General features: G+C 72.9%; 10 protein-coding genes. 3 read left to right on the plus strand and 7 right to left on the minus strand.

Features of this window, described 5'->3' with window-relative positions:
• Nucleotides 1-84 precede the first annotated feature (84 nt).
• The 3 genes from IE286_RS07850 to deoC are packed head-to-tail and all read right to left on the minus strand — an operon-like array spanning nucleotide 85 to nucleotide 3,411.
• Nucleotides 85-990 carry an aldehyde dehydrogenase family protein gene (locus IE286_RS07850; protein ID WP_189795875.1) on the minus strand — a complete coding sequence of 302 codons (906 nt, stop codon included), beginning with the start codon at nucleotides 988-990 and terminating at the stop codon, nucleotides 85-87.
• Complete coding sequence (locus IE286_RS07855) at nucleotides 980-2,434, minus strand: aldehyde dehydrogenase family protein (protein WP_189795876.1); 1,455 nt, start codon at nucleotides 2,432-2,434, stop codon at nucleotides 980-982. Before IE286_RS07855 ends, IE286_RS07850 begins: the two co-directional genes overlap by 11 nt.
• Nucleotides 2,435-2,439: 5 nt before the next feature.
• Nucleotides 2,440-3,411 (minus strand): deoxyribose-phosphate aldolase, encoded by a 972-nt coding sequence (gene deoC, locus IE286_RS07860; RefSeq protein ID WP_189795905.1) that lies wholly within the window; start codon nucleotides 3,409-3,411, stop codon nucleotides 2,440-2,442.
• A gap of 148 nt (nucleotides 3,412-3,559) precedes the next feature.
• On the opposite strand from deoC, the gene IE286_RS07865 reads away from it, so the two are divergent.
• Entirely contained in the window at nucleotides 3,560-4,297 is a 738-nt protein-coding gene (locus IE286_RS07865; protein WP_189795877.1) for a PH domain-containing protein, read from the plus strand.
• Between the two features lie 179 nt (nucleotides 4,298-4,476).
• On the opposite strand, the gene IE286_RS07870 is transcribed toward IE286_RS07865, so the two are convergent.
• The 4 genes from IE286_RS07870 to IE286_RS07885 form a co-directional block, all read right to left on the minus strand.
• Nucleotides 4,477-6,123: a phospho-sugar mutase gene (locus IE286_RS07870; protein ID WP_189795878.1), complete on the minus strand. Its 1,647-nt coding sequence runs from the start codon at nucleotides 6,121-6,123 to the stop codon at nucleotides 4,477-4,479.
• A 290-nt stretch (nucleotides 6,124-6,413) separates the two neighbouring features.
• Entirely contained in the window at nucleotides 6,414-7,238 is an 825-nt protein-coding gene (locus IE286_RS07875; RefSeq protein ID WP_189795879.1) for a purine-nucleoside phosphorylase, read from the minus strand.
• A 101-nt stretch (nucleotides 7,239-7,339) separates the two neighbouring features.
• The gene (locus tag IE286_RS07880; RefSeq protein WP_189795880.1) at nucleotides 7,340-7,624 is read right to left on the minus strand and encodes a type II toxin-antitoxin system RelE family toxin; all 285 of its coding nucleotides are present in this window, start codon (nucleotides 7,622-7,624) and stop codon (nucleotides 7,340-7,342) included.
• A 47-nt stretch (nucleotides 7,625-7,671) separates the two neighbouring features.
• Nucleotides 7,672-8,109: a gamma-glutamylcyclotransferase family protein gene (locus IE286_RS07885; protein WP_189795881.1), complete on the minus strand. Its 438-nt coding sequence runs from the start codon at nucleotides 8,107-8,109 to the stop codon at nucleotides 7,672-7,674.
• An 84-nt stretch (nucleotides 8,110-8,193) separates the two neighbouring features.
• Between IE286_RS07885 and IE286_RS07890 the strand changes: the two genes are divergently transcribed.
• Both IE286_RS07890 and IE286_RS07895 read left to right on the plus strand, forming a co-directional pair.
• Entirely contained in the window at nucleotides 8,194-9,642 is a 1,449-nt protein-coding gene (locus IE286_RS07890) for an NAD(P)H-quinone dehydrogenase (RefSeq protein WP_189795882.1), read from the plus strand.
• Between the two features lie 249 nt (nucleotides 9,643-9,891).
• Nucleotides 9,892-10,848: a DeoR/GlpR family DNA-binding transcription regulator gene (locus tag IE286_RS07895; RefSeq protein ID WP_189795883.1), complete on the plus strand. Its 957-nt coding sequence runs from the start codon at nucleotides 9,892-9,894 to the stop codon at nucleotides 10,846-10,848.
• Nucleotides 10,849-11,019: the final 171 nt, after the last annotated feature.

Genomic DNA, 11,019 nt, shown 5'->3' on the forward strand with positions numbered 1-11,019 from the left:
CGTCCTGGTGCGGGCGCCCGCGTCCGTGCGCCCGCGCGTCGTGTCAGTACGACGAGGGTCAGTGCGACGAGGGTCAGGTGAGGGTCAGTACGACGAACCGGCCGCGCCCAGCGCGCCCGTGGTGTGCCAGACCGTCTTGGTCTCCAGGAACGCCGTCATACGGTCGATGCCCGGAGTGGCGAACCAGTCGTCCACAGGCTGTGGACGGAGCACCCGCTTCAGGTTGTCGGCCGCCGCGATCTCCAGTTCCTTCGCCAGGGCCTCGTCGGCACCGGCCAGATCGATCGCGTTGACGTCCTGGTGCGCGGCCAGCGGGGCCGCGATCTGTGCCGTACGGCCCGACAGCACGTTCACCACGCCGCCGGGCACGTCGGAGGTGGCCAGTACCTCGGCCAGGGACAGCGCCGGCAGCGGGGCCTTCTCGCTCGCCACCACCACGGCGGTGTTGCCGGTGGCGATCACCGGGGCGACGACGGAGACCAGTCCGAGGAAGGACGACTCCTGCGGCGCCACCACGGCCACCACACCGGTGGGTTCGGGGGTGGACAGGTTGAAGAAGGGGCCCGCCACCGGGTTCGCGCCGCCCACCACCTGGACGATCTTGTCGGTCCAGCCCGCGTACCACACCCAGCGGTCCACGGTCGCGTCCACGACGGCCGCCGCCTTCGCCTTCGACAGGCCCTCCGCGGCCGCGACCTCGTTGACGAACTGCTCGCGGCGGCCCTCCAGCATCTCCGCGACGCGGTAGAGGACCTGACCGCGGTTGTAGGCGGTCGCGCCGGACCAGCCGCCGAACGCCTTGCGGGCCGCGACCACGGCGTCCCGGGCGTCCTTGCGGGAGGCCTGGGGCGCGTTGGCCAGCCAGTTGCCAGTGGAGTCGCTCACCTCGTACACCCGGCCGCTCTCGGAACGCGGGAACTTCCCGCCGATGTACAGCTTGTAGGTCTTGAAGACGGAGAGCCGCTCGGTCTTCACGGTCTTATCGGACATCGAGGTACGCCTCCAGGCCGTGGCGGCCGCCCTCGCGGCCGAAGCCCGACTCCTTGTAGCCGCCGAACGGCGAGGTCGGGTCGAACTTGTTGAACGTGTTGGACCAGACGACACCCGCGCGCAGCTTGTTCGCCACCGCCAGGATCCGCGACCCCTTCTCGGTCCAGATGCCCGCGCTCAGCCCGTACGGCGTGTTGTTCGCCTTGGCGACCGCCTCGTCCGGGGTGCGGAAGGTGAGCACCGACAGCACCGGGCCGAAGATCTCCTCACGGGCGATGGTGTGCGCCTGGGTGACGTTGGTGAACACCGTCGGGGCGAACCAGTAGCCGCTCTCCGGCAGTTCGCACTCCGGCGACCAGCGCTCGGCGCCCTCCGCCTCGCCCTGCTCGGCCAGCGCCGTGATCCGGGCCAGCTGCTCGGCGGAGTTGATCGCGCCGATGTCGGTGTTCTTGTCCAGCGGGTCGCCCAGCCGCAGCGTGGACAGGCGCCGCTTGAGCGCGTCCAGCAGCTCGTCGTGCACCGACTCCTGCACCAGCAGCCGGGAGCCGGCGCAGCACACCTGGCCCTGGTTGAAGAAGATGCCGTTCACGATGCCCTCGACGGCCTGGTCGAGCGGGGCGTCGTCGAAGACGATGTTGGCGCCCTTGCCGCCCAGTTCAAGGGTGAGCTTCTTCTTCGTCCCCGCGACCGTGCGGGCGATCTGTTTGCCCACGGCCGTGGAACCGGTGAAGGCCACCTTGTCCACGTCCGGGTGCGCCACCAGGGCGGCGCCCGCGTCCCCGTAGCCCGGCAGGATGTTGACGACACCCTTCGGCAGGCCGGCCTGGCGGCAGATGTCCGCGAAGAACAGCGCGGACAGCGGCGTGGTCTCGGCCGGCTTGAGGACGACGGTGTTGCCGGCCGCCAGCGCGGGCGCGACCTTCCAGGCCAGCATCAGCAGCGGGAAGTTCCAGGGGATGACCTGCCCGGCGACGCCCAGCGGCCGCGGGTCGGGGCCGAACCCGGCGTACTCCAGCTTGTCCGCCCAGCCGGCGTAGTAGAAGAAGTGCGCCGCGACCAGGGGCAGGTCGGTGTCACGGGTCTCCCGGATGGGCTTGCCGTTGTCCAGCGTCTCCAGGACGGCCAGCTCACGGCTGCGCTCCTGGATGAGGCGCGCGATGCGGAACAGGTACTTGGCGCGCTCCGATCCGGGCAGCGCCGACCACGTCCCGAACGCCTTGCGGGCCGCCTTCACCGCCCGGTCCACATCGGCCTGGCCGGCCCGGGCGACCTCGGACAGCACCTCCTCCGTGCTGGGCGAGACCGTCTTGAAGACCTTGCCCTCCACCGCCTCGGTGAACTCACCGTCGATGAACAGCCCGTAGGACGGCGCGATGTCGACGATCGCACGGGACTCGGGCGCGGGCGCGTACTCGAATGCGGAAGACCGCTTCTCGATGGTCATGGTGATCAGTCCACCGTCACGTAGTCAGGGCCGGAGTAGCGGCCGGTGGCCAGCTTCTGGCGCTGCATCAGCAGATCGTTGAGCAGCGAGGACGCGCCGAAGCGGAACCAGTGGGGGTCCAGCCAGCCCTCGCCCGCGGTCTCGTTGACCAGGACCAGGAACTTGACCGCGTCCTTGCTGGTCCGGATGCCGCCGGCGGGCTTCACGCCGACCTGGACACCGGTGGCCGCCCTGAAGTCGCGCACGGCCTCGAGCATCAGCAGGGTGTTGGCCGGGGTGGCGTTCACGGCGACCTTGCCGGTGGAGGTCTTGATGAAGTCGGCGCCCGCCAGCATGCCCAGCCAGCTGGCACGGCGGATGTTGTCGTACGTGGACAGCTCGCCGGTCTCGAAGATCACCTTCAGCCGGGCCGAGGTGCCGCAGGCCTCCTTCACGGCCCGGACCTCGTCGTACACCTTCAGGTACCGGCCGGCGAGGAACGCGCCCCGGTCGATGACCATGTCGACCTCGTCGGCGCCCGCGGCGACGGCCGCGCGCACGTCCGCCAGCTTCACCTCCAGCGGGGCCCGGCCGGCCGGGAAGGCGGTCGCGACCGACGCGACCTTCACCTTCCCCGCTCCGCCGGCGGCGGCGATCGCCTCCTTGGCGACGCCCACCAGGTCGGGGTAGACGCAGACCGCGGCGGTGGCGGGCGCCGAGCGGTCCGTGGGATCGGGGTGGACCGCCTTGGCGCCGAGAGCCCGGACCTTGCCCGGGGTGTCCGCGCCTTCCAGCGTCGTCAGGTCGACCATGGAGATGGCCAGGTCGATGGCGTACGCCTTCGCGGTGGTCTTGATGGAACGGGTGCCGAGCGAGGCGGCGCGCGCCTCCAGGCCGACCGCGTCGACGCCGGGCAGCCCGTGCAGGAAGCGGCGCAGCGAGCCGTCGGACGCGGTGACGTCCGACAGCGCGTGAGCTGTGGGTGCGGTAGTGGGCATGGTCACCAGACGAGCATATCTACGCGCGTAGCGGCTGTACACCCCCTGGAGGCGGATCCCTGCGCGGCCGGCGGACGGCCGGGGCGGGGTACGGCGGGCGGGCACCGTGGATGGGGCGCCGGCCGGGCCGTCGGGCAGAATCGGGGCCATGACGACGCCCGAGCACGCATCCCCCGCGCCGCAGCCGCCGGCGCCCGAGTCCCAGGACCGGGTGCACCGGTCGTCCGCGGGCATCGCCGCCGGAGTCCTGCTGCTCGCCATCGTCCTGTGGCTGGGCTTCGACGCGATGGTCACCGGACACGGCCCCACGCCGTGGCGGGCGCTGGCCGCGATGCTGCTCGTGGTCCCGCTGGTGATCGCCTTCACCCTGCGCCCGGCCGTGTTCGTCGACCGGGACCGGCTGCGCATCCGCAACCCCTTCCGGATCATCGTGCTGCCCTGGGGGCAGGTGACCGCACTGCGCTCCGGCTACTCGAACGAGGTGGTCGCCGCCTCCGGCACCACGTATCAGCTGTGGGCGCTGCCGGTCTCCCTGCGGGCGCGCAAGCGCGCGGCCCGGCAGGAGGCGCGGGCCGCCGCGGCGGGAGCGCGCGAGGCGGACGACGGCGGCGGCACACGCGGCGGCGCGTTCGGCCTCGGCCAACGGCGCGGCGTGCTCGGCGGCGGTGGCGGACTCGGCGGCCGCGGGGTGGCCGTGGGACGGTCCGCCTCCGGACCGCTGCGCGCCGGGACCGACCAGATCATGGCCGACCTGCGGGAACTGCACGAGGCCCGGGCCGGCGCCGAGAGCGCCCAGGGCGAGGTGTCGGTGCGGTGGGCCTGGGAGATCGCCGGGCCCGCGCTGGCCGGAGCCGTGCTGCTGCTGATCCTGTGGGCGATGGGCTGAGACCCGTGTGAGGGGCGTGCGCGCTGCGCCTCTCGGGTGCCGACGAGTGACCCGCACGCTTTCCCGACACGACGACGGCCTTCTCCGACACGACGACGGCCTTCTCCGGTACGACGACGGCGTCCCGGGGTCCGCGAGGACCGCCGGGGACGCCGTTGCGAGGTCCGGGCGCCGGCCGCTCAGATGCCCGCTGCCGCCGCCAGGTCGCGCTTGAGCGCCGACAGCACCTCGGCCGCCTTCGCGCGTGCCGCCGTCAGGCCGGCGCGGTCGGAGACCGGGATCACCACCTCCAGGTAGCACTTCAGCTTGGGCTCCGTGCCGGAGGGGCGCACGATCACGCGGGCGCCGTCGAGGGTGTAGCGCAGGCCGTCGGTCGGGGGCAGCGTGTCCGTGCCCCGCGTCAGGTCCTCGGCCCGGGTGACGGGCAGGCCCGCGAGTGCGGCCGGGGGCTGCTCCCGAAGCCGGCGCATCGCGCCGGCGATCAGCGACAGGTCCCGCACCCGCACCGAGAGCTGGTCGGTGGCGTGCAGGCCGTGCTCGACCGCGAGGTCGTCCAGGAGGTCGAGCAGGGTGCGGCCCTCCTCCTTCAGCCGCGAGGCCAGCTCCGTGACCAGCAGCGCCGCCGTGATGCCGTCCTTGTCGCGCACGCCGTCGGGGTCCACGCAGTAGCCGAGGGCCTCCTCGTAGCCGTAGCGCAGGCCCTCCACGCGGGAGATCCACTTGAAGCCCGTGAGCGTCTCGGCGTGGGGCAGGCCCGCCTTGCCGGCGATCCGGCCGAGCAGCGAAGAGGAGACGATGGACTCCGCCAGGGTGCCCTGCACACCGCGCCTGACCAGGTGGGCGGCGAGCAGCGCGCCCACCTCGTCGCCGCGCAGCATGCGCCAGTCGGCGCCGTCCTTGACGGCCACCGCGCAGCGGTCGGCGTCCGGGTCGTTGGCGATCACCAGGTCGGGCTCGGCCGCGCGGGCCGTGGCGAAGGCCAGGTCCATCGCGCCGGGCTCCTCCGGGTTGGGGAAGGCCACGGTCGGGAAGTCCGGGTCGGGCTCCGCCTGCTCGATCACGAGGACGGGCTCCGGGAAGCCGGCCCGGGAGAACGCGGCGAGCAGCACGTCCTTGCCGACGCCGTGCATGGCCGTGTAGACGGTGCGCGCCGTGCGGGGGGAGCCGGGCGCGAGGACGGCGTCGGTGCGAGCGAGGTAGGCCTCAAGGACCTCGTCGCCCAGGACCTGCCAGCCGGACTCCGGCCGGGGGACCGCGTCGAGGCTGGTGATCGCGTCGATCTCCGCGGCGATCTCCGCGTCGGCGGGCGGGACGATCTGCGAACCGTCGCCGAGGTACACCTTGTAGCCGTTGTCGCGGGGCGGGTTGTGGCTGGCGGTGACCTCCACGCCGGCGACCGCGCCGAGGTGCCGGATGGCGAAGGCGAGGACCGGGGTGGGCAGCGGGCGGGGCAGCACGGCGGCCCGCAGGCCCGCTCCGGTCATCACGGCGGCGGTGTCGCGGGCGAAGTCCGCGGACTTGTGGCGGGCGTCGTAACCGATGACGACCAGGCCGGCGTTCTCGTCCCCGTGCGGGGTGCCGTTCTTCTTGAGGTACGCGGCGAGGCCGGCGGCGGCGCGGATGACGACGGAACGGTTCATCCGCATCGGGCCGGCGCCGAGTTCGCCGCGCAGGCCGGCGGTGCCGAACTGGAGGGTGCCGGCGAAGCGGGCGGCGAGTTCCTCGGTGTCGCCCTGGTCGATCAGGGCGGCGAGTTCGGCGCGCGTCTCGGCGTCGGGGTCCTCGGCGAGCCATGCCCTGGCCCGTGCGATGAGATCGTCGTGCACGGTTGCGTCAGCCTCTCGTGTGGGTGCGGGTGCCTCGGCCGGATGCCTCCGGCCGTGACGGCGAAGGGTGCCTGCGGGGGCGGGGGCGGGGGCGGGGACGGCCGCGGGCGTCCGCGGCAGCGGTGCCGTGCGGTGCGGCGCCGGGCCCGGACGCGGTGCCGGCACCGGCACGGAGGTCACCGTCCGATGCGCGGACCGCCGGGTGCGGCGGGGACGGACGAACCCCCGCGGCCTGGCAGGCGTGCGCGGGGGTACGGTCCGCCCGGTCGTCCCATGGGTGCGGGTGGTGGTTACAGGCGCTCCAGGACCTGGGCCAGCAGGGAGCCCATACGGGTGGCGCTGTCGCGGCCGGCCTGGAGGACCTCCTCGTGGTTGAGGGGCTCGCCCGTCATGCCGGCGGCCAGGTTGGTCACCAGGGAGATGCCGAGCACCTCGGCGCCCGCCTCACGGGCGGCGATGGCCTCCAGCGCCGTGGACATGCCGACCAGGTCGGCGCCCAGCACCCGGGCCATGCGGATCTCGGCCGGAGTCTCGTAGTGCGGGCCGGGGAACTGGGCGTAGACGCCCTCCTCCAGGCTGGGGTCGATCTCCTTGCACAGGGCGCGCAGGCGCGGCGAGTACAGGTCGGTCAGGTCGACGAAGTTGGCGCCGACGATCGGGGAGGTCGCCGTCAGGTTGATGTGATCGCTGATCAGCACCGGCTGGCCGGGGCGCATGCCCTCGCGCAGGCCGCCGCAGCCGTTGGTGAGCACCACGGTCTTGCAGCCGGCCGCGACCGCGGTGCGCACACCGTGCGCGACGGCGGCGACGCCGCGTCCCTCGTAGTAGTGGGTGCGGCCGAGGAAGACCAGGGCGCGCTTGCCTCCCGTGCGGTACGAGCGGATCGTGCCGCCGTGGCCGGCGACGGCCGGCGGCGGGAAGCCGGGCAGCTCGGTGACCTGGATCTCGGCGTCGGGGGTGCCCAGGGCGTCGACGGCCGGCGCCCAGCCGGAGCCCATCACGAGGGCGACGTCGTGGGTGTCGGCGCCCGTCAGCTCGCGCAGGCGGGCCGCGGCGGCGTCGGCGGCGGCGTACGGGTCGCCCTGGAGGTCGTCCGGAAGTTCAGTTGCGTTCACGCGGACGAGGGTAGCTCGAAATGGCCTACGCGCGTAGATGCCGGGTGCGCGGGAATCGGATCGTTGCCGTGTCGTTTCCCGCGGAGCCCGTACGGGCGGCCTCAGCCCTCGTCCGTGACCAGGATGTCCTTGTCGTTGAAGACCTCGACGATGAAGATCAGCAGTCGGCCGCGGCTGACCGTGTACTCCACGAGGATGTTCTGGGTGAGCCGGATCGTGCGGTCGTCACCGGTGGAGCCGATGGGGCGGGAGACCGGGAGGAAGGGGTCGCGGGCCAGAAGCGCGATGCCCTTGTCGAACGCGGGGCGCTGCTGGTCGTCCAACCGGTCGCGGGCCGCTGCCGCCTGCTCGGTGAAGTAGACGTCGTACGTGGCGATGGGGGCCATGGCGTCTCCCGTCCTGGTCGGTCAGCCCGATTCTAGGGACCGCATGCTCAGCACGGGCGTTTGCGCAGCTCCATCACGTAGTCGTGGGGCGCGCCCGCCGACTCCGCCGCGTCCGCGATCTCGCCCAGGTAGCGGGCGGAGGGCAGGCCGCCCTCGTAGGCGTCGAGGACGTACAGCCAGGCGGGCTCCTCGCCGTCGAGGGTGTGGACGCGCACCCGCATGCGGCGGTACCAGCCGAGGCCGACGCCCACCCAGCGGTCCAGGGACTCCTCGTCCATCGGGGCGATGTCGTACAGCGCGACGAAGACCTGGCTCAGCGGGTCCTCCACCACCGTCGCCAGGGCGCCCTCCCAGCCCAGTTCCTCGCCGCCGAAGGTCAGCCGCCAGCCGTTGAGCCAGCCCGTGGCGCGCAGCGGCGAGTGCGGGGCACGGCGGGACATCAGCCGGGCGTCGAGGTTGCCGGCGTAGGCGGCGTAGAGCGACATGGGTCGAAGGGTACGGCAGTGGTACGGGCCGTTCCGGCCGTTCCGTCGCCCCCCGGGACGTATGACCTTGAAGGGTGCGGGACAATGGATTACGTGACTCGGATCGTGATCATCGGTGGCGGACCCGGCGGATACGAAGCGGCGCTGGTGGCCGCGCAGCTCGGTGCGGAGGTGACCGTCGTCGACTGCGACGGTCTGGGCGGAGCGTCGGTGCTCACCGACTGCGTGCCGTCGAAGACCCTGATCGCCACGGCCGAGGTGATGACCACCTTCGACTCCTCCCACGAGGAGCTGGGCATCATCGTCGCCGACGACACCCCGTACAAGGAGCAGCCCGCGCGGGTGGTGGGCGTGGACCTCGGCAAGGTCAACCGGCGTGTGAAGCGCCTGGCGCTCGCCCAGTCCCACGACATCACGGCGGCCGTGACGCGGGCCGGGGCGCGGGTCGTGCGCGGCCGGGGGCGGCTGGAGGGCGTGCAGGCCCTCGACGGGTCGCGCACGGTCGTGGTCACCGCGGCGGACGGGAGCGAGGAGAGGCTCACCGCGGACGCCGTGCTCGTCGCCACCGGCGGTCACCCGCGCGAGCTGCCCGACGCCAAGCCGGACGGCGAGCGCATCCTGAACTGGACCCAGGTCTACGACCTCAGCGAGCTGCCCGAGGAACTGATCGTGGTCGGCTCCGGTGTCACCGGCGCCGAGTTCGCGGGCGCCTACCAGGCGCTGGGGTCGAAGGTCACGCTGGTCTCCTCCCGCGACCGGGTGCTGCCGGGCGAGGACCCGGACGCGGCGGCCGTCCTGGAGGAGGTCTTCCGGCGCCGCGGCATGAACGTGATGGCGCGCTCGCGAGCCGCCGCGGCCAAGCGGGTCGGGGACCGGGTCGAGGTCACGCTCGCGGACGGCCGGGTCATCACCGGCAGCCACTGCCTGATGGCCGTCGGCGCCGTCCCCAACACCAAGAACCTCGGCCTGGAGGAGGCCGGCGTCCGGCTGCGCGAGTCCGGTCACATCTGGACCGACAAGGTCTCCCGGACGACGGCTCCGGGCGTGTACGCGGCCGGCGACGTGACCGGCGTGTTCGCCCTGGCGTCGGTGGCGGCCATGCAGGGCCGGATCGCCATGTACCACTTCCTCGGCGACGCGGTGGCCCCGCTGAACCTGAAGACGGTCTGCTCCAACGTCTTCACCGACCCCGAGATCGCCACCGTCGGCTACACCCAGGCCGACGTGGACGCCGGCCGGATCGACGCCCGCTGCGTGAAGCTGCCGCTGCTGCGCAACCCGCGGGCGAAGATGCACGGCATCCGGGACGGCTTCGTCAAGATCTTCTGCCGTCCGGGCACGGGCATCGTGGTCGGCGGTGTGGTCGTCGCCCCGCGCGCCTCGGAACTGATACACCCCATCTCGATCGCCGTCGACAACAACCTGACGGTGGAACAGATCGCAAACGCGTTCACCGTGTACCCCTCCCTGTCGGGCTCGATCGCGGAGGTCGCCCGGCAGCTGCACACCCGCAAGGTGACCGCCGAGGCGTGACGACCGGCACGGCGAACAGGGCCGGGCGCGCGACACCTGCTCCCGGCCCGCCCGAAGCCCCCGGTCAGCCGCCGTGAGCGGCCGTGGGCAGGGCCCGTCGCCGCCGCGTGCGGGCGGCCGCCGGCCCTGCGGGCGGCCCGGACGGCGCGGCGGGCGCCTATACCACTTCCTGCCCCGGCGTGCGAACAACTTCTGTTATTCGGCGCAAACCGCTGAAAGCAGACGGTCGCTGGGGTTACTGTCTGTTTCGTGTTCGCTGCTGAACGTCGCCAACTGATCCTCGAAATGGTGCGAGCCAACGGCGCGGTGTCGCTCCGTGAACTCGCCCGCGTCGTCCAGACCTCCGAAGTGACCGTACGGCGGGACGTGCGCGCACTGGAGGCGGAAGGGCTTCTCGACCGCCGGCACGGCGGCGCCGTACTGCCGGGCGGGTTCACCCGCGAGTCCGGCTTCCCGCAGAAGTCGCACCTCGCGACGGCGGAGAAGACGGTCATCGCCGACCTCGCCGCGGGCCTCGTCGACGAGGGCGAGGCGATCGTCGTCGGAGCGGGGACGACCACCCAGGAACTGGCCCGCCGGCTCGCCCGGGTCCCCGGCCTGACCGTCGTCACCAACTCGCTGCTGGTCGCGCAGGCGCTCGCCCACGCCAACCGGGTCGAGGTCGTGATGACCGGCGGGACACTGCGCGGCTCCAACTACGCGCTCGTCGGCTCCGGGGCCGAGCAGTCCCTGCACGGGCTGCGCGTCTCCAAGGCCTTCCTGTCCGGAAGCGGGCTCACGGCCGAGCGGGGCCTGTCCACGTCCAACATGCTCTCCGCGTCCGTCGACCGGGCGCTGGTGCAGGCCGCCGCCGAGGTGGTGGTCCTCGCCGACCACACCAAGCTCGGCGCGGACACGATGTTCCAGACCGTCCCCACCGAACTGATCACCCGGCTGGTGACCAACGAGCCCCCGGCCCACGACGACCGCGCGGCCACCGAGCTGCAGGCCCTGGCCGACCAGGGCGTCCAGATCTCCGTGGCCGGCCCGACGGGCAAGCCGGTGCACGAGCGGCAGCCCGCGCGCTCGGAACGCCGCCGGGACGTCGCACTGCCCGGACCGCGCCGCGGCCAGGTCACCGGTCCCTCCACGCTGCGCACGGCACCGCTGGGCGCCGACCAGTCCTCCGAGCGGGCCGCCCGGGTGGCCGACCTGCGCAGGCGCTGAACAGGCCCGACAAGGTCACGGTGCGCCCGGCGGCTCTTCGGTGACCGCCGGGCGGGGCGTGGGCCGGGATTCAGTCCTTGATCTCGCAGATGGCGGCGCCGGAGGTGATGGAGGCGCCGACCTGGGCGGTCAGGCCTTTGATGGTGCCGGCCTTGTGGGCGTTGATGGGCT

The organism is Streptomyces thermodiastaticus, assembly GCF_014656135.1.
GTDB lineage: Bacteria > Actinomycetota > Actinomycetes > Streptomycetales > Streptomycetaceae > Streptomyces > Streptomyces thermodiastaticus.